The organism is Lachnoclostridium phocaeense, from assembly GCF_959599685.1.
In the GTDB taxonomy this organism is placed as follows: domain Bacteria; phylum Bacillota; class Clostridia; order Lachnospirales; family Lachnospiraceae; genus Claveliimonas; species Claveliimonas monacensis.
This window is the reverse complement of the sequence record NZ_CAUGIN010000006.1, coordinates 56,453-78,553: the sequence shown is the minus strand read 5'-3', so window position 1 is coordinate 78,553 and position 22,101 is coordinate 56,453. Positions and strand designations below refer to the sequence as shown.

The following is a 22,101-nucleotide window of genomic DNA, read 5'->3' as shown; positions in this document are numbered from 1 at the left end:
AAGGAGAGGAAACAATGGCAAAGTATGAAAATGATGTCAGAGAACTTTTGACTCTCATAGGAGGGAAAGAAAACATCCAGGCTGTCTCCCACTGCATGACAAGGATGCGTTTTGTTCTGGTGGATCCGAAGAAAGCAGACGAGAAGGCCATCGAGAAAATTCCCAGTGTGAAGGGAACATTCACGCAGGCAGGACAGTACCAGGTCATCATCGGAAATGATGTATCCGTATTTTACAATGAATTTACCGCATATGCAGGAATTGAGGGGGTCAGCAAAGATGCGGTGAAGGCGGCGGCTAAGACTAACCAGAACCCGGTTCAGAAGATCATGAGCGCTCTGGGCGAGATCTTTGCTCCTCTGATTCCGGCGCTGATATGCGGCGGTCTTGTGCTGGGATTCAGAAATGTGATCGGCGAGATTAACTTCTTTAATAATGGTACGCAGAGCCTGGCGGATATCTCCCAGTTCTGGGCAGGTACATACAATTTCCTGTGGCTCATTGGAGAGGCGGTCTTTCATCTTCTGCCGGTAGGAATTGTGTGGTCCATTACAAAGAAGATGGGAACAACCCAGATCCTTGGTATCGTCCTTGGACTGACGCTGGTGTCCTCCCAGCTTCTTAACGGTTTCAGCGTGGCGGACACAGCGACGGCAGACATCCCGGTGTGGGATTTCGGCTTTGCAAGAGTGGAGATGATCGGCTACCAGGGACAGGTTATTGCGGCCATGATGGCGGGCTTTGTCCTTGTGTATCTGGAGAAATTCTTTAAAAAGCACTGCCCGGAAGTGATCAGCATGATCGTAGTTCCCTTCTGCTCCCTTGTTCCGGCAGTCATTATTGCCCACACGGTTGTAGGTCCCATCGGCTGGAAGATCGGCGATACCATCGCAAACGTGGTATACAACGGTCTGATGTCGCCTTTCGGTGTGGCTTTTGCAGGCCTTTTCGGTCTTCTGTACGCCCCTGTCGTAATGACAGGTCTTCACCATATGACAAATGCGATCGACTCCCAGCTTACAAGCCTCTATGACGGAACCATCCTGTGGCCCATGATCGCCCTGTCCAACATCGCCCAGGGATCCGCGGTGCTTGCCATGTCTGTTCTCCAGAAGAAAAATGAGAGAGCGCAGCAGGTCAACATCCCGGCGTGCATCTCCTGCTACCTGGGCGTTACAGAGCCTGCCCTCTTCGGTGTCAACCTGAAATACGGCTTTCCCCTGGTGTGCGGCATGATCGGCTCCGCCATCGCGGCCATGATCTCCGTGGGAAGCGGCGTGCAGGCTTTCAGCATTGGCGTAGGCGGCCTTCCGGGCATCCTGTCCATCAAGCCAGAGTTCTATCTGTACTTCCTGCTTGCCATGGCAGTGGCTATTGCGGTCCCCTTCATCCTGACCATGATCGTGGGAAGCAGGAAGCTTTCAAAAGAAGCCCTTTATGGTGAGAATGTTACAGTAGAACTGACAGCCGCATCAGTGACAGAGTCTGTGCAGATCCAGGAGGAGTGTGCAGATGAGACGACAGATGAGACAGCAGTCCTCACAGAGCTGAAGGCTGGACTTACAGGAAGGGTTGTTCCTCTCGATGAAGTACCGGACAATGTGTTTTCCCAGCATGTTATGGGAGATGGCATTGCCATTGAGCCTGCGGGGGACACAGTGGTGGCTCCTGCTGATGCAACAGTAAGCGCAGTCATGGCAGACACTGGCCACGCCTGCGGGCTGACATTTGCCAACGGTATGGAACTGCTCATTCATATCGGCATAGATACAGTGGATATGAACGGAGACGGCTTTACTGTACTCATAGAAGAAGGGCAGAAAGTAAAAGCAGGTACGCCTCTGATCCGGTTTGACAGGGAGAAAATCCATGAGGCGGGACATCCTTCCGTGACAGTATTTATTGTTACAGATGAAGGGGATGCAAAGGAGATCCAGTATCTGTCTGGTATGGACGCAGAGGCAGGGCAGACGACTGTGATCCGTTTTCAGTAGATGAGGAGGATGAATAACATGGCAGATTTCAGAAAAAGTGTTGTGTATCAGATCTATCCAAAGTCTTTTTACGACACAAACGGTGACGGACTCGGAGATCTGAGAGGCGTGACAGAAAAACTGGATTATATAAAAGAACTGGGCGTGGATTATATCTGGATGACTCCTTTCTTTGTGTCTCCCCAGAACGATAACGGCTACGATGTGGAGGATTACTACAATATTGACCCCAGGTACGGCACTATGGAGGACTTTGAGAAACTGTCCAGAGAAGCGGACAAAAGAGGCATCCGGCTTATGCTGGACATGGTGTTCAACCACACGTCCAGCCGCCATGAGTGGTTTCGTAAGGCTTTGGAAGGGGATCCGAAATACAAGAATTACTACATTTTTAAAAAAGGAAAAGAAAATGGCGGGCCTCCCACAAACTGGGAAAGCAAGTTTGGCGGAAACGCCTGGGAGTATGTGGAGAAGTTTGACGAGTATTACCTGCACCTTTTCGACGTGTCACAGCCGGATCTGAACTGGGACAATGAAGAGGTAAGATGCGAGATCCAGAAAGTGGTGAAGTTCTGGATGGCCAAGGGCGTCAAAGGGTTCCGGTTTGATGTCATCAATCTGATCAGTAAGGACAAATTTGAGGATGACTATGAAGGAGACGGCCGCCGCTTCTACACCGATGGGCCAAATATCCACAGGTACCTCCAGGAGCTCAATGAGGCCACCTTCGGTACGGACGCGGAGATCATCACCGTGGGAGAGATGTCCAGCACCACTATGGAGAACTGCTATCAATATGCAAATGAGGACGGGAAAGAGCTGTCCATGGTGTTCAGTTTCCATCATCTGAAGGTGGATTTTATGGGAAATGAAAAGTGGGTCATTGTTCCCTTTGATTTTCTGAAACTGAAAAATATTCTTTTTGACTGGCAGACCCACATGGCAGAACATCATGCCTGGAACGCGGTGTTCTGGTGCAACCATGACCAGCCAAGAGTGGTGTCACGATTCGGGAACGAAAAGAAATACTGGAAAGAGTCAGCTAAGATGCTGGCGGCATCCATCCACTGCCTGCGGGGAACGCCCTACATTTATCAGGGCGAGGAGCTGGGCATGACTAACGCCGGATTTACGGACATTTCCCAGTACAAAGATGTGGAGAGTCTGAACCATTTCCGGATCCTTCAGGAGAAGGGCTTAAGCCAGGAGAACGCCTATCAGATCCTGCAGATCCACTCCCGGGACAACAGTCGCACGCCCATGCAGTGGACAGCCGGGGAAAACGGCGGTTTCACAGAAGGGAAACCCTGGATTGAGGTGAATAAAAACTGCAGCACGATCAATGCCCGGGCAGAGCTCGCAGATGACACTTCCGTGTTTGCTTTTTATAAAAAGCTGGTGCAGTTAAGGAAAGATTATGACATCATTGCGTACGGGACGTTTGAGCCGAAAGCCGAAAAAAATCTTTCTATTTTTGCCTACAAGCGATATTATAAAGGCAAGGAACTTCTGGTCATCAATAATTTCTACGGCATACAGACACGTTGGGATGCAGGCGAGGATCTTACAGCTTACGAATGTTTGCTTGGCAATTATGATCAGCAGGATACATGCGGAACAGAAGTGGTTTTAAAACCATACGAAACAATGATTTTGTATAAGTAAGAGAGGAGAAAGAAAAATGAAAACATTCAACTACACCATCAAAGATGAACTTGGTATCCACGCAAGACCGGCGGGACTTCTTGTGAAAGAGGCGAAGAAATTTGAGTCTAAGATCACTCTGGAAGGAAACGGCAAGTCTGCCGATGCAGGAAAGCTTCTTGCTATTATGGGAATGGGATTAAAGCAGGGCGCAGAACTTACGGTGACCGCTGAGGGACCGGACGAGGATGCAGCTATCGCGGCTATGCAGGCATTCCTGGAGAGTAATTTATAAATCCAGAGCCAGAGCAGGTAAGTAAGAAGAAAGGAGTGCGCCATGAAAACTTATCAGGGTAAATCCATACTGAAAGGAACTGCCATTGGAAAGATCCTTTACTATTCCAAGGAAGAGCAGATGGTGCAGAGAAAAAGCATAGAAGATCCGAAGGCGGAGCTGGAGCGCTACGAGGCGGCCAAAGCCCAGGCGGGAGAGCAGCTGAACGCTCTCTACGAGAAGGCATTAAAGGAAGTGGGCGAGCAGGGAGCCGCCATTTTTGAAGTGCACGGCATGATGCTGGAGGACGACGACTTCAACGACTCCATCAAAAATATGATCGAGGCGCAGAAGGTCAACGCGGAGTATGCGGTTGCCACCACCGGGGACAACTTCTCCATGATGTTTTCTCAGATGGAGGACGAGTACTTCAAGGCCAGGTCCGCTGATATCAAGGATATAGCGGAGCGGGTAGTGGGTATCCTCCAGGGAAGGCATGCGGCGGGAGACCTGGGCGACGAGCCCGTGATCCTGGCGGCAAAGGATCTGGCTCCCAGCGAGACTGTGCAGATGGACAAGTCCAAGCTCCTTGGATTTGTGACAGAGCTTGGCTCCGCCAACTCTCACACAGCCATCCTGGCCCGCACCATGAACATCCCGGCGCTGATCGGTATTCCGGTGGATGCGGATCTGGACGGGAAGATAGCTGTCATTGATGGCGTGAAGGGCGAGCTGATCGTGGATCCGGGCGAGGAGACACTTGCTTATTATCAGAATAAGAAAGAGGAAGAGCAGAAGCAGAGAGAGCTTCTTCAGCAGTTAAAGGGAAAAGAAGATGTCACTCTGGATGGAAAGAAGATCCGTCTCTACGCCAATATAGGAAGCGTGGGCGATGTGGCCAGGGTCCTGGCCAACGATGCCGGCGGTATCGGTCTTTTCAGAAGTGAGTTCCTCTATCTTGAGAAGGACACCTTCCCGACAGAGGAGGAGCAGTTTCAGGCCTACCGCACAGTGGCGGAGACCATGGCAGGAAAGAAAGTGATCATCCGTACACTGGACATCGGTGCGGACAAGCAGGCAGACTACTTTCACCTTGCTCACGAGGAGAACCCGGCCATGGGGTACCGTGCTATCCGTATCTGCCTGGATCAGCCGGAGATCTTCAAGACACAGCTGCGGGCGCTTCTTCGCGCCAGCGCTTTCGGCAACATCGGCATCATGTTCCCCATGATTATCTCTGTGAAAGAGGTACAGCAGGCAAAACAGTATGTGGCTGAGATCAAGGCGGAGCTGGATGAGAAGGGCATCCCCTACGGAGATGTGGAGCTGGGCGTTATGATCGAGACGCCGGCGGCTGTCATCATCAGTGAGCAACTTGCGAAGGAAGTGGATTTCTTCAGTATAGGGACCAACGATCTGACCCAGTATACACTGGCCATCGACAGGCAGAACGCAAAGCTCGACAATATTTACGACTCCCATCACCCGGCCGTGCTGGAGATGATCCGCATGACGGTGGAAAACGGCCATAAGGGCGGCTGCTGGGTAGGTATCTGCGGTGAGCTTGGCGCGGACACCACGCTGACGGAGACCTTCCTCAAGATGGGCGTGGACGAGCTGTCCGTGACACCGGGAAGCGTGCTTCCCATCCGTGAGATTATCCGGAATACATCCGTGAAGTAAAAAGTAAAAGCCACTGCGGGAAGGCAGGGGGTAAGAGAGGGCAGGAGAGCGTCTCCTGCTCTTTTTGATTTGAAAAAAATCGTCCAAAGAGGTGCGCAAAGAGTCTTTGCGTGACTTTTCCGCTGAAACCAGCTATGATGAAGATAGATAAACAGGTATTATGCTGGGAGGGGGAGGAAGAGATGGCAAAGATTGGCAGGAATATCAGAGAACAGAGGATGAAAAAGGGACTGTCCCAGGAGGAGCTGGCAGAAAAGCTTTATGTGACAAGACAGACCATATCCAATTACGAGACCGGAAAGTCTAATCCGGACGTGGAGATGCTTGCCCGTATAGCGGAGGAGCTGGATATTGATATACAGCTCCTCATATACGGGGAAACGAAAAAGCGGGATATGAAACAGATCCGCACAGCGGCGGCCAGTCTGGTTGTCATTCTGCTGCTGTATGTGATTTTCCAGAAAATTGCCGGGTATGAGGAGATGGCGGCCCGGACCAGGTTTGAGATGCCGGGCATCAGCCTGTTTATGAGACTTACAGGATATCCGGTCCTGTTTCTGTGGGCCGGCAGTGCGGCGACTTCCTTGATCATGGCACTGACAGGAGGCACCGTGCCTTTTTCCGCCCGAAAAAGCCTTGTTCACAAGGCAGTTCTCGTACCCTTTGCCGGCGGTCTGCTTTTTATGGCCCCTTTTTCTATCTCGTATGTTGTGATTAAGATCCAGTACTGGACAGATCTTCTGTTGTACCCGGAAAAAACCAGCCAAAGCCACGGTTTTACTTTTGGCCCGCTGCTGAACCAGATTTATTTTGAGATGCAGGACTTCATATTTGAATATTCTTCCGGCATATACATGTTATGCTTTACAGCCGGCTGCGTACTATGGCTGACAAAACCAGAAAAGAAGAAAACCAGGCGGCCGTGGGGCGGGGCAGATCATTCAAATCTTCTGTCATAAAGCAGCGCGGCGATCAGCACGACGAAACAGGAACCCGCATTGTGCACCAGAGCCCCGGTGGTGGGTGTCAGCACTTCCATAAGGGACAGCACGATCGCCGCAAAGTTGATGCACATAGACAGGGTGATGCTGGCCTTGATGGTCCTGACCGTGGCATTGGACAGCCGTTTCAGGTACGGGATCTTTGAAATGTCGTCGCTCATCAGCGCAACTTCCGCAGCGTCGATGGCAATGTCGCTTCCCATGCTCCCCATGGCAACGCTCACGTCAGCCGTCTTAAGAGCAGGAGCGTCGTTGACGCCATCTCCGATCATGCAGACTTTGTGGCCTTCGGCCTGTAAGTCTTCGATGCTCTGCACCTTTTCTTCCGGCAGGAGCTCTGCCCGGACCTCGGAGATGCTGACTTGCCGCGCGAAATATTCGGCCGTTTTCTGATGGTCGCCGGTGAGTAAAACGGTGCGGGTGTGCATATCCGAGAGACGGGAAACCATGTCTTTCGCTTCCGGCCGCAGCACATCAGAAAGTGCGATGACACCAATACACTTTTTGCTTTCCGCGACGAGAACAGACGCTTTTCCCTGGGCGCGGAGCCGTGCCAAAGCGGATTGGATCCGGTTATCAATTGAAATACCGTTTTCCGTGAAGAACTTTTCGTTGCCGCAGAGCAGTCTGCGATTGTCCGCCTCTGCAAAAATTCCCTTGCCGGTCGTCATCCTGAAAGAGGCTGTTTCCGTCAATGGCACTTCTTTTGCCTTTGCATACGCCACGATCGCCTTCCCCAGCGGGTGTTCGCTTTTTGCTTCAGCGGAAGCGGCCAGAGAAAGCAGTTCGGTTTCACTGAACGCTCCATCAAAGGAGATGACGTCGCTGACATCCAGGCGGCCGCAGGTCAGGGTACCGGTTTTATCGAAAGCAATTATATCTGTCTTTCCCATTTTTTCAAGGGCTTCTCCTGACTTGATGATCACGCCGTGCTTTGTCGCCTGCCCGATCGCCGCCATGATAGCGGTAGGCGTTGCCAGCACAAGGGCACAGGGGCAGAACACCACCAGAACGGTCACTGCGGTGACGATATTCCCGGTGGATACATAGGCGAGAACTGCGATGAGCAGGGCAACCGGCACCAGCCAGCTGGCTGCTTTGTCGGCGATCCTCTGCATGGGCGCCTGTTTGTTCTCCGCGTCCTGCACCATGCGGATCAGCTTTTGCAGGGAACTGTTCTTCCCTACTTTCGTTGCCAAAATGTCGATTGAACCAAAGAGGTTAATGGTACCGCAGAACACTTCCTCCCCCACGCCCTTGTCAACCGGCAGGGACTCTCCCGTCATAATGGACTGGTCGACCGAAGTTTCGCCGCTTATAATGGTGCCGTCAGCCGGAACCGTCTCACCGGGCAGGATGCGCAGGATATCGCCCTGCCGGATCTCCTCTGCGGGTATCATTTCTGATTTCCCGCCTGTGAGTCTGCGGCCTTTTGCCGGCGCAAGGCTGATCAGGTTTTTCAGGCCCTTTTTTGCCCGGTTTGTGGTGGCCTCTTCTAAAAGCGCGCCGATTGCCATGATAAACACGACTTCTCCCGCCGCAAATAAATCTCCGATCGCAATGGCGGCGGACATGGCAATACAGATCAAAAGGGCAGACGATATTTTGCTGATGCCGGGATTGTGGATGACCCGCCATATTGCCAGGTACAAAAGAGGGATACCGCTGATGACGACAGTGACCCACGCCGGGTCAAAGGGAAGAAAAGAAAGCGGTGCCGGAGAGCCGCCAAGCTCCTCCATTAAGTGCGGGACCAGGTCCAGCAGCAGGAATACGCCGGCCACGATCGTCATGGGAAGTCCGGACAGAAAATCGTTGAATTTCTTTAGCATAATGCACCTCCGATCCGCACGGCATTTCAAACAGGTTTGTTCTTGACGGTTGTTCGCAGCTGCCGTACAATGAATTTGATAACGAACACTTTGTTCGCTTTCATTGTAGGCAAGACACAGAGGGAATACAATGGATAAAATTGCTTCCATGTTTCGTATGGAACATTTTTGAAAAATTGTACGGAAGGAGCTATTATGGACAGACGGCAGCAAAAAACAAGGGCGGCTATTTTCACTGCCTTCAGCACGCTTTTAGCGAAAAAAAGCTACAGCGGGATCACGGTACAGGAAATCATAGACACTGCGAATGTAGGCCGGACAACCTTCTACGCTCACTTCGAGACAAAGGATGATCTGCTGAAGGCCTTATGTGAAAATCTCTTTGGACACATTATCAGCAGCGCGGTGGACTGTACTCACACGCACGGCCTGTACTCCGACAGAAGTGCGCCGGAGTCTGTGTTCTGCCATCTGCTGCAGCATCTGCAGGAGGATGAGAATAATATCCTCGAGCTGCTTTCCTGTGAAAGCAGCGAAGTTTTTCTGCGGTATTTCAAGGACAGTTTAAATGAATTGATAAAGAACCAGTTCGTCGTTCAGAACAGGAAAGTCAATATGGATATCCCGCAGGATTTTTTAGTCAATCACATCTCCGGCAGCTTTGTGGAAATGGTGCTTTGGTGGATAAGAGGGCGGATGAAGCAGACACCGGAGGAACTGGATCGGTATTTTCGGGCAGTCATCGAGCCTGTCCTGTAAGGCGCCATCAGATGGCCCGGGTCCACGCGGATTTACAAGTGATTTTCGGCATGCTAAAATGTAGAAAGGATGCGAAAAGCGTATGCGGCGGCATACTGGGGAAAGAAGTAAAAAGAGAGGGAGGAAGAGAATATGCATGAACTGACAAAACTGATCCGGGAGGACATGAAGCCGGCTCTTGGAGTGACGGAGCCGGGAGCCATTGCTTTTGCGGCGGCGAAGGCCCGAAGCTGTGTTCCGGGGGAGGTGAAGAGCATCAAGGTTTCCATGAACAGCGGCATGTACAAAAATGCTTTCACCTGTGGCATACCCGGCACCGACCAGGTGGGGAGCGCCTACGCGGCAGCACTTGGGACGGTAGCCGGAGACCCGGAGAAGGGGCTGGAGTGCCTGGCCTGCGTAACGGAGGAGGACAATGTGAAGGCCCGGGAGCTGATCCGGGAGGGAAAGGTAAAGACGGACCTTGACAGCATATCCAGCCGCATCTTTATCGAGGCCAGGGTGGAGACGGAGACGGGAACCGCTGCCGTGACCATACGGGACACCCACACCCATATCGTAAAGATTACTGTGAACGGAGAAACGGTCTTTGAGACGGCCAAAGAAGAAAGAGATGAGCAGGGAGACAGCGGCTTTGGCGGTGAAGAGCACACGATCCATAGATATACGCTGGCGGAGCTGGCATCTTATATAGAGACAGTGGACGCACAGGAGCTGGCATTTATCCGGGAGGCATATGAAGTCAACCTGCGGCTGTTTAACCTGGGACTTGAGAGCCCTAAAACGACCTTTGCCCGTCATCTTCTGAAACTGAATGGGGGCCAGGTGATCTCCGATGATGAACAGGCTACCGCCTCCCTTCTGTGCAACGCGGCTATCGAGGCCAGGGTCATCGGGCTGGATGCACCTGCCATGAGCATCACTGGCTCCGGGGCCCACGGGATCATTGCCACCATGCCTCTTTACGCGGCGTACAAGGTGAATGACTACACGGAAGAGCAGCTTCTTAGGGCTACGGCGCTGAGCTACCTTGTGTGTATGTATATCAAAGAGTACTCGGGAAAACTGTCCGCTTTCTGCGGATGCGCCATAGCGGCCGGTTCTGGTATGGCCTGCGCCCTTGTGTGGCTGCGGGGCGGGTCTGTGGACGATATGACCCACACCCTCGACAACATGGCCAGCAGCATTACCGGCATGATCTGTGACGGCGGAAACCAGGGCTGCACCATGAAGGGAATCGCAGCGGTGGATGCGGCCTACAAGTCTGTGGAGTTCGCCATGAACGGCATCTATATAGCGGATGTACATGGTATAAACGGAAAGACGCCGGAGGAGACCATGCGCAATATGGGGCGGATCGCCTCGCCGGGAATGACCGGGACAGAGAAGACTATTGTGGAGATTTTTGAGGAAAAGCGGCTGTCATAGCCTGGGATTTCTGCTATAATGAAAACAAATCTTTGCCGGGAGGGAAGGAAGATGAGCGGACAGAAAAAGCCTCCTCTTTATAAGAGTTTTGGCTATGCCTTCGAAGGCATTTTTGCCGTGATAAAAAAAGAGAGAAATATGCAGATACACTGCTGTATGATGGTTCTTGTCATCCTTGCAGGGCTGTTTTTTCAGATTTCAGCGGTGGAATGGTGCATCTGCCTTGTGCTTTTTGGTCTCATCATGTCCCTGGAGCTGGTGAACACGGCTGTGGAGTCGGTGGTGGATCTGGTAACAGAGGAGCGCCGTCCCCTGGCAAAGCTGGCAAAAGACGCGGCGGCAGGAGCGGTTCTGCTTGCCTCCATCATGGCGGCTGTGGCCGGGCTGATCATCTTTCTCCCGAAGGGATGGGAGTTCCTTGTGGGAGTGATGGGATAAACCGCGGAGAAAGTGGTAACTTTACAGAAAGACAGATGTGTGAAGGGAGAGATTTCTATGGAAAACTTTGGAGATGGCATTAAAAAACTGCTGTTGGCAGGTATCGGAGCTGTGGCTGTGACGACGGAGAAGTCCAAAGAAGTGCTGGATGAGATGGTAAAAAAGGGCGAGCTGACAGTGGAGCAGGGAAAAGCGCTCAATGAAGAGTTAAAGCACAATATCAAGAAGACCATGAAAGATAAAGTCAATGTGTCTGTAAAGGCATCTACCCCGGAGGAGCTGGACGAGCTTCTGGACCGGATGTCCCCGGAACAGATTGAGGCTCTGAAGGAACGTATTCATGCCATGGAGTCTGAAGAAGCAAAGCCGGAGGAAGAAGGAGCCCATGAGTAGGCAGGAAGCTGCAGACCGGGAAGAGTATGCAAAAGGACAGGAAGGAGCCGGCGCCCAGGAGCCGGGACAGTACAAGAGCCGTCTTAGGGAGATGACAGCGGTCCTTCATAAATATGAGATCACCAAGGGGCTGACGCCGGAGAAGCTGCGGATGATCCTGGAGGACTTAGGCCCCACCTTTATCAAGATCGGGCAGATCATGTCCATGCACTCAGACATTCTTCCCAAAAGGTACTGCGACGAGCTGATGAGACTCAGGTCAGACGTAAAGCCCATGCCTTTTTCGGAAGTCTCGGAAGTGCTGGAGGAGTCCTACGGCTGTTCCTGGGGAGCCATTTTCCGGGAGATCAATGAGAAACCGCTGGGGTCTGCCTCCATTGCCCAGGTGCATAAGGCTGTTTTGAAGGACGGTTCCCCGGTAGTCATCAAAGTACAGCGCAAGGGGATCTACGGCATCATGGCCAGGGATATCGCCCTTCTCAGGAAGGCTGTGCGCCTTCTCCCGCCGGTGAGCATCAAGGGCATGGTGGATCTGGATATGGTCCTGGGCGAACTGTGGGATGTGACCCGGGAGGAGATGAACTTTCTGACCGAGGCCGCCAACATGGAGGAGTTTGCCCGGAAAAATGAAGGGATTGCCTATGTCGGATTTCCGGTACTCTACCAGGAGTACACAACCATTCATGTGCTTGTCATGGAGTATATCGACGGCTTTAATATTGATGATAAAGAGACGCTGCTGGCAAACGGCTACGATCTGAAAGAAGTCGGAAGCCGCCTGGCAGATCACTACATGAAGCAGGTCATGGAGGACGGCTTTTTCCATGCAGATCCCCACCCCGGCAACCTGCGGGTGAGAGACGGAAAGATCATCTGGATCGACATGGGGATGATGGGACGCCTCACTGAGAGGGACCGGGAGTATATTGCCCTGGCCGTCCGGGGTGTGGCGGTGAACGACGTGGGGCTTATACAGGAAGCGGTCATGGCTCTGGGAGAGTTTAAGAAGAACCCGGATCCAAGCCGTCTCTATGAGGATATCAGCAGTCTTCTGACAAAATACGGCACAGTGGACATGGGGCAGATCGATGTGGCGGAGGTCATGATGGATCTCATGGAGGTCATGAAGGAGAACGGCATCATCATGCCCCACGGGCTCACCATGCTGGCCAGGGGACTGACCCACATGGAAGGGGTGCTGGCAGATATTGCTCCGGAGATCAACATGGTGGAGATCGCGGCAGGCCGGATCAAAGAGAACATCATCAGAAATTTTGACTGGAAGAAAGAGCTGAAAAGCGGCGGAAAGACGCTGTACCGGGCAGTGCAGAGAGCGCTGGACATTCCGGTACTTGTCTCAGACGCTGTGCAGGGCTATCTGAAGGGACAGACAAAGGTGAACCTGGATCTGCATGCTTCGCCGGAGCTTGCCAGGCTTTTAAGAAGGATGGTCCAGAATATTGTCATGGGCCTGTGGGTCATGGCGCTGCTCATAAGCTCCAGCATTATCTGCACGACGGATATGAAGCCGAAAATCTGGGGCATTCCCGCCCTGGGAGCGTTCGGGTATGTCATCGCCTTTGGCATTGTCATGTATGTATTTCTGAAACATCTGTTTTCAAAAAAATAAAGATATGTGAAAAAATCCTCTCCTTATCTAGGAGAGGATTTTGTGAATGACAGGGGAGAGCCTTCGTGCTGTCAGCGATGCCAGGACGCACAGGAGGAAATCTCCCGAAGCTGTCAGAATAAGACAGTTAAAGATCACCACGCTCCAGGGAACGGGGGTGCTGAGTATGTAATTGCTGACAAAGTAGTAATACAGATTGCCGGACAGATACATGACCACAAATCCTGCCATGGAGATGGCCAGGTAGGAAAGGATGTGCCTGGGGTGAAAAATCTCCGTCAGCCATCCTACCACGGCTGCTGTGAACAGAAAGCCCAGCAGAAAGCCGAAGGTGGGCCGCAGCAGATAGGAGGGGCCGCCTCCGGAGGCGAAGATGGGAACGCCGCAAAGTCCGATGAGGAGGTAGATCCCCACACTCAGACTGCCGTGTTTTCCTCCCAGAATAAACCCTGCCAGCAGGGCAAAATAAAACTGCAGGGTAAAATGCATGGGCAGAGGCTGTACAGGGATCGTGATCTGTATGAAAGCCCCGATGGCTACAAGGGCGGTGAAAAGACCGCAGAGAGTCAGTGTCTGTACTTTTTTGTCCGCTTTCGGGACAGAGTTTCCGTTGTTGTAATTCATCAATTTTATACACCTGCTCAATAAAAATCAAATGGTTCCATGTGTGCAGCCTGTAGGAAAGCTGCATACTTTTTTATTATAGGAGGGGCCATTCTGATTGTCAAGAAAAGCAGCGCCGTCCTCAGACAGCACTGTTTTTCTTTTTTTCTTTCATGTTTGCCAGGGCCGTGATGAGAAAGGCCAGAACCGCAGCCACCAGCATACAGATCAGAAACTGGATCCCGTGCCCCTCATTTGCCATGGCAGGTGCTACCACAGAGGGGACGTAGGCTGTGCCCCGCACGTTGAAAAGTCCCACCAGGGCGCCGGATGCACAGGCGCTTATAAGAGCTCCGGCAAATACGATCCGGCTGGAGAACATAAAGGGGTAGGCGGCCTCCACAAACGTACCGAAGCCTACGTTTACAAGAAAGCCGGGGAGAGCTGCCGCTGCCTGCCCTTTGTCCCTGGGGAACAGCACATTTGCCAGGGTGATGCCGGCAGACACCATGACAAGCCCTGTCATGTCAATGGCTCCCAGGAAGCTGAAGCCTGCCTCCTCCATCTCCAGAAGAACGATGGGGAGGATGGCTGCATGGTATACGCCGCCGATGATGGCGGGCCAGATCAGCACGCCGGCCAGGGCTCCTGCCAGCACCGGATTGATGTCAATGGCGGCATTGATGACATCGCAGATCCGGTTCCCAAGCCACAGAGCCACCGGGGAGATAAGGTACATGCCGATGAGTCCTGCTGCCAGGCCCCCCAGGCCCCCTGCGGCGATGTTGGCCGTTGTTCCCGGAATGTTGTGGCGGAAACAGAAGATGCTGATATAGTAGGAGAAGACACCGGCCACGATACCGACAACAAGGCCTCCTATGATGCCGCCGTCCACAGCCAGTACGCCGGAGACGATACCGGCTACCACGCCCACTTCATCCAGGCCGGACACCTGCTTTGCCGCAATGGCACAGATGACTACGGGGATGGCAGCCACCAGGGTGTCAAAGACACTGGAAAGGTCGGTGAAAACGGGGATCCGGCTGATGGCAAGACAGATGGCCATGGCGATGAAGGCCGGCAGGCTTGTCATCATAATGCCGCGAAAGTTGATCCGCTTCCATATATTGGCCTGGAGATTTTCTGCCGCCTGCGCCCCTGTCTTTCCGATGACCGGGCGGTAGCGGACGCCCCACTCTTTGGCAAAGGCGGTGGTGAAAGCCACGGCCCTTGTGCGGTTTGTGGTTCCGGTGGTGCCGGAGGCAGAGAGAACTTTCCCGCCCATGTTCTGTACCTTTGCCACAGAGCTGCCGCCGGTGCCTGCCAGGGGAAGCCCCTCCTCTATGGCAGCCTCAAAAGCCAGGTGGTTGATCTTTTCCGGCTCTGCGCTGACGAACATGACACCGTCGATCTGTCCGGCCCGGATCTGCTCTGCAATCTGTGCGTCCACTGCAAGGGCTGCCTCATTGATCCGGGAGAGTGTACCTTCCTTCTCCAGGTACAGGTTGCCGTCCCTCCATGTATACAGCTTGGCGGGGCTGTCCGGAGACGCTGTGTCCAGGCTGGCGGACGCCAGTATGTACTGGACGGCTGCCACTTCCATCTCCGCTGCGCGGGCCTGCAGGAGGATCTCCTTCATCATACCCTGGATGTCGCTGCCGCCCTGTTTGAAAAGATTGCCTCCGCTGCTTCCTATAAATGCAATTTTTTTCATACACTTTTCTCCTCTACTACTTTATCATGATAAAACACTAACAACTTAAACAGTATAACATAGTGAATGAAAGGACGCAAGACTTTATCGTGTGTCCAGGATACTCTGGACAGGTCGGAACTGAAGATAGTATAATGGAAAGCAGTAAGAAAGACAGAAGAAAGAGAAGCAAAGGAGGCAGAAGGAAGCATGACAGGTTCTGAGAGAAGAGCGGACATTGTCCGCCAGATCAAGGAGGCCCGCAGGCCGGTTCCGGCAAAGAGCCTGGCAGAGCTCTATCATGTGAGCCGGCAGGTTATTGTACAGGACGTTGCACTGATCCGGGCGTCCGGCTATGACATCATTTCCACCAACCGGGGGTATATACTGACCGGGCCGGAGAGTGTCAGCCGGGTGTTCAAGGTGAACCACACAGATGAGCAGCTTGGTGAAGAACTGTGCGCCATTGTGGACCTGGGAGGAAACGTGGAAAATGTCATGGTAAATCACAGAGTTTACGGACATATGGAAGCGGAGCTGCATATCAATTCCAGAAGAAGAGTAACAGAATTTCTGAATGACATTGAAAGAGGAAAATCCAGTCCTCTTAAAAATATTACATCTAATTATCACTATCATAAAGTTACGGCGGACAGCGAGAAGACGCTGGATATGATAGAGGAAGAATTAAGGAAAAGAGGATTTCTTGTAGAACAAAAGGAAGATACAGGAGAGAACAATGACGAGACTTAGCACGCTCTGTTACATTGAGCAGGATGGAAAGTATCTGATGCTTCACCGAACGGTGAAGAAAAATGATGTAAATAAAGACAAGTGGATCGGTGTGGGCGGCCATTTTGAGGAGAAGGAAAGTCCCGAGGAATGTCTCCTGCGGGAAGTGTGGGAGGAGACAGGCTATACGCTCACCTCCTGGCAGTACAGGGGGATCGTTACCTTTGTCTATGGTGAGGACACCGTTGAGTACATGTCCCTCTACACGGCGGACGGATTTACAGGGGAGGCTCATCCATGCGACGAAGGACAGCTTGAATGGGTGGATAAGGAGGAGGTGCTCCGTCTCAATATCTGGGAGGGGGATAAGATCTTCTTCCGTCTCTTGAATGAGGGACGGCCTTTCTTTTCCTTGAAGCTGGTCTACGACAAAAGCGACACGCTTCTTGAGGCGGCTCTGGACGGAGAACCCCTGGAACTTTTCGATATCTTAAATGAAGACGGGACGAAAACCGGCCTTGTCAGGGAGAGGGGAGTGGCTCACCTGGAGGGGAGTCTGCATCCTACCTCCCACGTCTGGATCGTCCGGGAAAATGACCGAAGTGGCTGGGATCTGCTGCTTCAGAAAAGAAGCGCCTGCAAGGACTCCAATCCCGGGTGCTGGGATATTTCCTCCGCAGGACATGTGGAGGCCGGGAATGACTATCTCCCTGCTGCTCTCCGGGAACTTTCCGAGGAGATAGGCATCCGTGCCCGGGCGGAAGAGCTGCACTTTGTGGGTATGCGGCGCGCACGGTTTGAGGATGTCTTTTACGGCAGGCCTTTCCGGGACAATGAACTGAGCGCCATCTACATCTACCGGGAACCGGTGGACGAGAAGGCCCTCACGCTGCAGGCCTCGGAGGTGGAAGAGGTGCGGTGGATGGACTTCAAAGAGTGTTGGCGGCAGGTGGAAGAGGGAACCCTGCCAAACTGCATGTATCTGGATGAGCTGAAAATGGTGGGCGACTGCCTTTTTAACAGAGGAAAGGAGAAGTAAGAAGATGACAGGACAGGAAGACATCAGGATCCGGCTGGAAAATGAAATGCTGGAGGCACAGATCAGCCTGCACGGAGCAGAGCTGAAATCTTTAAAGAAAAAAGCGAAAGGCACAGAATATATGTGGTGCGCAGATCCCGCTTACTGGGGAAGGACATCCCCCGTTCTCTTTCCCTTTATAGGCAAGGTGCGGGATCAGAAATACAGGATCGGTGATACGGAATATCCAATGGGACAGCACGGCTTTGCCCGGGACAAAGATTTTGTTCTGGCGAGTGTGTCACAAAAGGAGGCCTGGTTTGTCCTGGAGGATGATGAGGAGACGAGAAGCGTGTATCCGTTTCCTTTCCGTCTGGAGATCGGATACCGCTTGGATGAAAAGGAGATCTGCGTGATGTGGCGGATCACAAATACCGGAGACAGTGGCATGTATTTTTCCATCGGAGGGCATCCGGCTTTCTGCTGTCCTCTGCGAGCGTGGGAAAAACAGACGGACTACAGCCTGTGCATCCGGGACAGAGAGGGCAAAAAGATGGGATACTTTGTCAACCGGGTATTCGGGCAGAACGGACTTGCCACGGACCAGGAAGTTACATATGAGCTGAAGGACGGACTTCTTCCAATCGAAGAACACCTTTTTGACGGGGATGCGCTGATCCTGGAAAACGGACAGGCCGGCAGCGTCTCTCTTGTGGACCCGAAGGGAAGAGAATATCTGTCCCTGTCCTTTGACGCGCCCCTTGTGGGCCTTTGGTCCCCGCCGAAAAAGCAGGCTCCCTTTGTCTGTATCGAGCCCTGGTACGGCAGATGCGACAGGGAAGGATTTGCCGGCGAGCTGAAAGAGCGGGAATGGGAGAACAGTCTGAAACCCGGGAAGGTCTTTGAGGCGGCGTACCGCATCAGAATTGCATAACAGGAAGACCCCTGCAGGAGCATGGATGCCCGCAGGGGTCTTCGTTTGTCTTACTTTTCTTCGTTGAAAGAGAGGATGTAGCAGTAGTTATGGTTATAGTCTGGCGCGTCAGCATCAGACCATTCGTCCTCTTCCAGGCTGTACTCCCGGGTGTCCTCCTGCACCCTGGCCTCGATGTCCGCCGGGGCGTCTGGAATGGTCTCACCCTTCTCGTAGAGAGGCAGGATTCGACCTCCTTTTCCCACAAAATAGACGCCGTCGGAGGTCTGGCGCGTCAGTTTTTCCTCCGCTGTCACAGGATCTTCCCGGTAGTAGGAGAGCTCTTCCGGCACAAGGAAGTAGAAGGAAGAAGAGTAGCCCTCTGCTTTGGTGAAATCCGACCAGTACCGCTGCAGGGAGATCCCGTTGGTATTACCTCCGAATGCGGAGAAATCCACTTGGGGGCTGCCTTCATCCTTCACCACATACTGGCGGTCAAAGGCGGAAATGTAGGAGTCCACGGTGAAGGAGCAGTAGATGGCGCCGTTTTCCAGCCGGTATACATCCTGGACCTTCACGTCATCCACGGGGATCCTTTTGTCCAGAAATGGCACAGCCTCCGTCACTTTCTCCCTGGCAGAGACGATAAAAGGAGCGGAAGAGGTGCAGAGCGTGTACAGGGTAAGCAGGATCACAGCAGCCACGCCGCCGATGATGAGCTGCCGGAATGTCAGCTTCCGGGATGCTTTTTTAAAAAAGTCCCAGTCCGCCTTTGAGGGATCCCCCGCCTCCTCAGGGGGGACGATCTCTGGCAGCTCTGTATTCATCTGCTCATAGTATTCCTGGCAGTCCTGGCAGACGGAGAGATGATCTTCCACCATGTCTTTGCTGGCATCGCTGCACACATTGTCTTTGTAGAGGGGCAGCAGATCCCGTATGATGTCGCAGGAAATTTTCATAATAAGCACATCCTTTCTGTTTATTTAAGGCAGGCTGCCATCCGGCAGCTCTTTTAAAATCTTCATTCTTGCTCTGTGGTAGGTGACCCTGGCCCAGCTTTCCTGTTTCCCGAAAATGTCTCCGATCTCCCGGAAACTGAGTTCCCCCAGCGCCCGCAGGGTAAAGACTTCCTTGTAGGGCTCATCCAGACAGTGGAGGATCCGGTAGATGGAGAGGGCATCCTCCTTCTTGATACAGGACTCGGCCATGTCCGGGGAGGGGGACTGCCGGGAAGAAAGGCTTTCTTCCACATCGCTTTCCGGCAGCAGGCGCCGGCTTTTCCGGAGCTGGTCCAGATAGAGATTTCTGGCGATCTGGCACAGCTAGGATGTGACGGAACAGTTTCCTTTGAAATGCCGCATCTCTTTGAGAGCCCGGAAAAAGGTCTCCTGGGTGATCTCCTCTGCCGTGTGGGGATCCCTGCTCATGGAGAGGACAAAGAGATACACATCCTTGAAAAATCGGTGATAAAGTTCTTCAAAATCCGCTTTCACTGTGCCGTCACCTCCCCTCTTTGTCTGTTAGACGTACAAGACCCTACTTTTGTTACAGATTTCTGGAAAAAAGTTTTCTTTTTTTACAGGAACTGTCATATATGGTATGATAGCGGCAGCATAGTATTTTGTCTACAGTGAGATGCGGAAAGAAAGTGACAGTGAAGAAAGGAGGATGACAGGGTGAAGATCGGGATCATAGAAGATGACCAGCTCCTGGGACAGGCACTGGAGATTTTCCTTGAAAAAGAGGGATTTGAGGCAGTCAGAGCCCGCTCCTGCCGGGAGGCTTTGCAGACGGTGGACCCTGGCGTGTCGCTCCTCCTTGTGGACATTACCCTTCCCGACGGGGACGGGATCAGCCTGTACCGGGAGATGCAAAAAAGAGGACATATCCCGGCTATTTTCCTCACTGCACGGGACGAGGAGGACGACATGCTGGCAGCTTTTGACGCGGGGGCGGACGATTATGTGGTAAAGCCGTTCCCTATGAAGGTGCTGTTAAAGAGGATCCGCGCTGTCCTCAGGCGGACAGCCGGACAGGATACCCTGACATTCCGTGACCTTACGCTCTGCCCGGAGAAGAAGGAAGTGTACCTGGCCGGGGAGAAGGTTGCCCTTACGCCCAGGGAGTACAGGCTCCTGGAACTTTTTATGAGAAATAAGGGGAGAGTGCTGGAAAAGGAGAGTATCCTGGAGCAGATCTGGGATATGGACGGACAGTTTGTGGGAGAGGGGACAGTAAGTGTTACTGTGAACCGGCTCCGCAGAAAGATTGATACACGGCCGGGGCAGGAAAGCTATATTACCAATGTCTTTGGCTTCGGCTACCGTTTCGGGGAGTAAAAGGGAGGCGGTTTTTATGTGGCTGTGGATGGCAGCAGGAGCAGTCATCGGAGCAGGAGGCACCCTGCCTCTTGTTCTGTATATACAGAGAAAAAGGAGAGCGGCAGAGCTGGAAGCCCTGTCCGGCCTTATCAAAGATGTGCTGGATGAAAAGGAGATACAGGAGACAGGGGCGGGGGAGGAGACGCTGTACGCCCGCATGGAGCATATGCTTGTGCGGATCCAGCGCATGTCCCGGGGGCGGCAGCAGGAACTCGAGGAGAGCCGCAGCCGGATCCAGAAGCTGATCACGGAGATCGCACACCAGATGCGCACCCCGCTGGCAAACGCAGGGACTTATCTGGAACTTCTGGAGGGGGAGCTTTCGGACAGGAAACTTCCGGCAGACTCTCCGGCCCCGTTTTACCTGGATGCAGTCCGCGCTTCCCAGGAAAAATTGCAGTTTCTCACAGAGGAATTTATTAAGATGTCCCGGCTGGAAAACCGGATGATCCGTATACGAAAAGAAGAGACGGATATTGGAGGGACACTGGAGTGCGCTCTTGACCGGCTGCATATGGCGGCAAAGAAAAAGGAACTTACAATCTGTGCGCAGATACCGGAGGGCCTGTCCTGTCCCCATGATCCGGGCTGGCTGGGGGAGGCTCTGTGGAATGTGCTGGACAACAGTGTGAAGTACAGCCATGAAAAAGGAAGGATCTGGGTGGAAGTCTCCTTAAGTGAGATGTATCTGACCATCCAGGTGGCGGACGAAGGGATCGGCATGGAAGAGGGGGAGGAAACCCTGGTGTTCCAGCGGTTTTACAGAGGCAGGCGGACAACCTCTTTTGAAGGCTTTGGTATCGGCCTTTATCTGGCCAGGGAAATCATCCTGCAGCATGACGGCTTTATGACTATCCGGCGCGGGGAACCTGGAGTAGAAGTGAAGATCTGTCTTCCAACCGCATAAATAAGTTGACGATAAGTATTTCCATAATCTATAATAAATTACATAAAAAGTAAACATATGAAGAGGAGGAAAGCCTATGTCATCGTTTTATGAAGAACTGGAAAAAAGAGGAGAAGAGCTGGGAATGGCCCGGGAGGAGATGGCTCTTTACGCGGCAAAAAGGCAGGGGGAGTTTACGGTGGAGGATTACCGCAGGCTTCCGGACGAGGTGAGGGCTGAGCTCATAGACGGGGAGCTGATCTATATGGAGGCGCCCGGCTACACGCACCAGGAGCTGATTATGGAACTGTCTGTTGAGCTTGTGAATTATATCAGAGCTAACAAAGGAGCCTGCCGGGTCGTCCAGTCCCCTCTGGATGTACAGCTTGACTGTGACGACAGGACCATGGTGCAGCCGGATCTGATTGTCATCTGTGACGAAAAGAAGATTGTAAGGAAAGGGATCTATGGCGCGCCGGATCTGTGTATAGAGATCCTGTCCCCCTCCACCAGAAAGAAAGACTGTACGCTGAAGGTGCAGAAATATATGAACGCCGGAGTCCGGGAATACTGGATCGTGGATCCGGACAAGAAGGCAGTCATTACCTATCGGTTCGAGGGGGAGGATATTCCCGGCATTTCCATGTACACTTTTCAAGATAAAGTGCCTGTGGGAATTTTCGAGGGCAGCCTTGAGATCGATTTCCAGGAAATCTTAGGGAGACTTCGCTTTTGTTAGGAGATTGTAAGATTTGTCCTCTATACTGAAAACAGAATACGGCGGCAGGAGTGTGTGTCC

At 52.7% G+C, this 22,101-nt stretch carries 22 protein-coding genes; 16 read left to right on the top strand and 6 right to left on the bottom strand.

What is annotated here, in order from left to right; genetic code table 11:
• Positions 1 to 14: 14 nt before the first annotated feature.
• The 5 genes from treP to Q5911_RS04280 all read left to right on the top strand — a co-directional run bounded on the left by treP (position 15) and on the right by Q5911_RS04280 (position 6,554).
• A complete protein-coding gene (gene treP / locus Q5911_RS04300; RefSeq protein WP_303181263.1) occupies positions 15 to 1,994 on the top strand; it encodes a PTS system trehalose-specific EIIBC component in 1,980 nt (659 codons plus the stop codon).
• 18 nt (positions 1,995 to 2,012) lie between these two features.
• Complete coding sequence (gene treC, locus Q5911_RS04295; protein ID WP_303181261.1) at positions 2,013 to 3,659, top strand: alpha,alpha-phosphotrehalase; 1,647 nt, start codon at positions 2,013 to 2,015, stop codon at positions 3,657 to 3,659.
• Positions 3,660 to 3,675: 16 nt separating this feature from the next.
• Positions 3,676 to 3,933, top strand: a complete 258-nt coding sequence (locus Q5911_RS04290; protein WP_303181258.1) for an HPr family phosphocarrier protein — start codon at positions 3,676 to 3,678, stop codon at positions 3,931 to 3,933.
• A gap of 42 nt (positions 3,934 to 3,975) precedes the next feature.
• On the top strand, positions 3,976 to 5,595 hold the full coding sequence (gene ptsP, locus Q5911_RS04285) for a phosphoenolpyruvate--protein phosphotransferase (RefSeq protein ID WP_303181255.1): 1,620 nt from the start codon (positions 3,976 to 3,978) through the stop codon (positions 5,593 to 5,595).
• Between the two features lie 182 nt (positions 5,596 to 5,777).
• Entirely contained in the window at positions 5,778 to 6,554 is a 777-nt protein-coding gene (locus Q5911_RS04280) for a helix-turn-helix domain-containing protein (RefSeq protein WP_303181253.1), read from the top strand.
• Here the strand turns inward: Q5911_RS04280 and Q5911_RS04275 are convergent.
• On the bottom strand, positions 6,533 to 8,428 hold the full coding sequence (locus tag Q5911_RS04275; RefSeq protein ID WP_303181252.1) for a heavy metal translocating P-type ATPase: 1,896 nt from the start codon (positions 8,426 to 8,428) through the stop codon (positions 6,533 to 6,535). The genes Q5911_RS04280 and Q5911_RS04275 overlap by 22 nt on opposite strands.
• Before the next feature lie 195 nt (positions 8,429 to 8,623).
• Between Q5911_RS04275 and Q5911_RS04270 the strand changes: the two genes are divergently transcribed.
• The 5 genes from Q5911_RS04270 to Q5911_RS04250 all read left to right on the top strand — a co-directional run bounded on the left by Q5911_RS04270 (position 8,624) and on the right by Q5911_RS04250 (position 13,076).
• Complete coding sequence (locus tag Q5911_RS04270) at positions 8,624 to 9,187, top strand: TetR/AcrR family transcriptional regulator (protein WP_303181250.1); 564 nt, start codon at positions 8,624 to 8,626, stop codon at positions 9,185 to 9,187.
• Positions 9,188 to 9,319: 132 nt separating this feature from the next.
• A complete protein-coding gene (locus Q5911_RS04265; RefSeq protein WP_303181248.1) occupies positions 9,320 to 10,615 on the top strand; it encodes an L-cysteine desulfidase family protein in 1,296 nt (431 codons plus the stop codon).
• 51 nt (positions 10,616 to 10,666) lie between these two features.
• On the top strand, positions 10,667 to 11,053 hold the full coding sequence (locus tag Q5911_RS04260; protein ID WP_303181246.1) for a diacylglycerol kinase family protein: 387 nt from the start codon (positions 10,667 to 10,669) through the stop codon (positions 11,051 to 11,053).
• A 57-nt stretch (positions 11,054 to 11,110) separates the two neighbouring features.
• The gene (locus Q5911_RS04255) at positions 11,111 to 11,446 is read left to right on the top strand and encodes a phasin family protein (RefSeq protein ID WP_076778235.1); all 336 of its coding nucleotides are present in this window, start codon (positions 11,111 to 11,113) and stop codon (positions 11,444 to 11,446) included.
• Positions 11,447 to 11,537: 91 nt separating this feature from the next.
• The gene (locus tag Q5911_RS04250) at positions 11,538 to 13,076 is read left to right on the top strand and encodes an ABC1 kinase family protein (RefSeq protein WP_076780947.1); all 1,539 of its coding nucleotides are present in this window, start codon (positions 11,538 to 11,540) and stop codon (positions 13,074 to 13,076) included.
• Between the two features lie 27 nt (positions 13,077 to 13,103).
• Here the strand turns inward: Q5911_RS04250 and Q5911_RS04245 are convergent, their stop codons facing one another.
• Both Q5911_RS04245 and Q5911_RS04240 read right to left on the bottom strand, forming a co-directional pair.
• Positions 13,104 to 13,700 carry a biotin transporter BioY gene (locus Q5911_RS04245; RefSeq protein WP_303181244.1) on the bottom strand — a complete coding sequence of 199 codons (597 nt, stop codon included), beginning with the start codon at positions 13,698 to 13,700 and terminating at the stop codon, positions 13,104 to 13,106.
• Between the two features lie 121 nt (positions 13,701 to 13,821).
• Entirely contained in the window at positions 13,822 to 15,393 is a 1,572-nt protein-coding gene (locus tag Q5911_RS04240) for a PTS sugar transporter (RefSeq protein ID WP_303181243.1), read from the bottom strand.
• Positions 15,394 to 15,582: 189 nt separating this feature from the next.
• Between Q5911_RS04240 and Q5911_RS04235 the strand changes: the two genes are divergently transcribed.
• From Q5911_RS04235 to Q5911_RS04225, 3 genes are read left to right on the top strand one after another with little or no spacing between them, the layout of a single operon-like run.
• Positions 15,583 to 16,125: a transcription repressor NadR gene (locus tag Q5911_RS04235; protein WP_076778230.1), complete on the top strand. Its 543-nt coding sequence runs from the start codon at positions 15,583 to 15,585 to the stop codon at positions 16,123 to 16,125.
• Entirely contained in the window at positions 16,112 to 17,143 is a 1,032-nt protein-coding gene (locus Q5911_RS04230) for an NUDIX domain-containing protein (RefSeq protein WP_303181240.1), read from the top strand. The genes Q5911_RS04235 and Q5911_RS04230 overlap by 14 nt, the downstream gene beginning before the upstream one ends.
• Before the next feature lie 4 nt (positions 17,144 to 17,147).
• Positions 17,148 to 18,056 carry an aldose 1-epimerase family protein gene (locus Q5911_RS04225; protein WP_303181238.1) on the top strand — a complete coding sequence of 303 codons (909 nt, stop codon included), beginning with the start codon at positions 17,148 to 17,150 and terminating at the stop codon, positions 18,054 to 18,056.
• 50 nt (positions 18,057 to 18,106) lie between these two features.
• Here the strand turns inward: Q5911_RS04225 and Q5911_RS04220 are convergent, their stop codons facing one another.
• The 3 genes from Q5911_RS04220 to Q5911_RS14815 are packed head-to-tail and all read right to left on the bottom strand — an operon-like array spanning position 18,107 to position 19,528.
• Entirely contained in the window at positions 18,107 to 18,994 is an 888-nt protein-coding gene (locus Q5911_RS04220; protein WP_226395033.1) for a zf-HC2 domain-containing protein, read from the bottom strand.
• Between the two features lie 24 nt (positions 18,995 to 19,018).
• Positions 19,019 to 19,348 carry an RNA polymerase sigma factor gene (locus Q5911_RS14820; RefSeq protein ID WP_331591731.1) on the bottom strand — a complete coding sequence of 110 codons (330 nt, stop codon included), beginning with the start codon at positions 19,346 to 19,348 and terminating at the stop codon, positions 19,019 to 19,021.
• A 9-nt stretch (positions 19,349 to 19,357) separates the two neighbouring features.
• Entirely contained in the window at positions 19,358 to 19,528 is a 171-nt protein-coding gene (locus Q5911_RS14815) for an RNA polymerase sigma factor (protein WP_331591698.1), read from the bottom strand.
• Between the two features lie 183 nt (positions 19,529 to 19,711).
• Between Q5911_RS14815 and Q5911_RS04210 the strand changes: the two genes are divergently transcribed.
• The 3 genes from Q5911_RS04210 to Q5911_RS04200 all read left to right on the top strand — a co-directional run bounded on the left by Q5911_RS04210 (position 19,712) and on the right by Q5911_RS04200 (position 22,041).
• Positions 19,712 to 20,374 carry a response regulator transcription factor gene (locus Q5911_RS04210; RefSeq protein ID WP_226395031.1) on the top strand — a complete coding sequence of 221 codons (663 nt, stop codon included), beginning with the start codon at positions 19,712 to 19,714 and terminating at the stop codon, positions 20,372 to 20,374.
• Positions 20,375 to 20,390: 16 nt separating this feature from the next.
• On the top strand, positions 20,391 to 21,323 hold the full coding sequence (locus tag Q5911_RS04205) for a sensor histidine kinase (protein ID WP_076778216.1): 933 nt from the start codon (positions 20,391 to 20,393) through the stop codon (positions 21,321 to 21,323).
• A gap of 76 nt (positions 21,324 to 21,399) precedes the next feature.
• Positions 21,400 to 22,041: a Uma2 family endonuclease gene (locus Q5911_RS04200; RefSeq protein WP_303181234.1), complete on the top strand. Its 642-nt coding sequence runs from the start codon at positions 21,400 to 21,402 to the stop codon at positions 22,039 to 22,041.
• The last annotated feature ends 60 nt before the right edge of the window (positions 22,042 to 22,101 follow it).

Coding starts and splice junctions, on each gene's coding strand:
- Q5911_RS04245 (WP_303181244.1), bottom strand. CDS start 13,700: ATGAATTACAACAACGGAAACTCTGTCCCGAAAGCGGACAAAAAAGTA.
- treP (WP_303181263.1), top strand. CDS start 15: ATGGCAAAGTATGAAAATGATGTCAGAGAACTTTTGACTCTCATAGGA.
- treC (WP_303181261.1), top strand. CDS start 2,013: ATGGCAGATTTCAGAAAAAGTGTTGTGTATCAGATCTATCCAAAGTCT.
- Q5911_RS04290 (WP_303181258.1), top strand. CDS start 3,676: ATGAAAACATTCAACTACACCATCAAAGATGAACTTGGTATCCACGCA.
- Q5911_RS04275 (WP_303181252.1), bottom strand. CDS start 8,428: ATGCTAAAGAAATTCAACGATTTTCTGTCCGGACTTCCCATGACGATC.
- Q5911_RS04250 (WP_076780947.1), top strand. CDS start 11,538: ATGACAGCGGTCCTTCATAAATATGAGATCACCAAGGGGCTGACGCCG.
- Q5911_RS04270 (WP_303181250.1), top strand. CDS start 8,624: ATGGACAGACGGCAGCAAAAAACAAGGGCGGCTATTTTCACTGCCTTC.
- Q5911_RS04230 (WP_303181240.1), top strand. CDS start 16,112: ATGACGAGACTTAGCACGCTCTGTTACATTGAGCAGGATGGAAAGTAT.
- Q5911_RS04225 (WP_303181238.1), top strand. CDS start 17,148: ATGACAGGACAGGAAGACATCAGGATCCGGCTGGAAAATGAAATGCTG.
- Q5911_RS04260 (WP_303181246.1), top strand. CDS start 10,667: ATGAGCGGACAGAAAAAGCCTCCTCTTTATAAGAGTTTTGGCTATGCC.
- ptsP (WP_303181255.1), top strand. CDS start 3,976: ATGAAAACTTATCAGGGTAAATCCATACTGAAAGGAACTGCCATTGGA.
- Q5911_RS04205 (WP_076778216.1), top strand. CDS start 20,391: ATGTGGCTGTGGATGGCAGCAGGAGCAGTCATCGGAGCAGGAGGCACC.
- Q5911_RS04255 (WP_076778235.1), top strand. CDS start 11,111: ATGGAAAACTTTGGAGATGGCATTAAAAAACTGCTGTTGGCAGGTATC.
- Q5911_RS04235 (WP_076778230.1), top strand. CDS start 15,583: ATGACAGGTTCTGAGAGAAGAGCGGACATTGTCCGCCAGATCAAGGAG.
- Q5911_RS04240 (WP_303181243.1), bottom strand. CDS start 15,393: ATGAAAAAAATTGCATTTATAGGAAGCAGCGGAGGCAATCTTTTCAAA.
- Q5911_RS04220 (WP_226395033.1), bottom strand. CDS start 18,994: ATGAAAATTTCCTGCGACATCATACGGGATCTGCTGCCCCTCTACAAA.
- Q5911_RS04200 (WP_303181234.1), top strand. CDS start 21,400: ATGTCATCGTTTTATGAAGAACTGGAAAAAAGAGGAGAAGAGCTGGGA.
- Q5911_RS04265 (WP_303181248.1), top strand. CDS start 9,320: ATGCATGAACTGACAAAACTGATCCGGGAGGACATGAAGCCGGCTCTT.
- Q5911_RS04280 (WP_303181253.1), top strand. CDS start 5,778: ATGGCAAAGATTGGCAGGAATATCAGAGAACAGAGGATGAAAAAGGGA.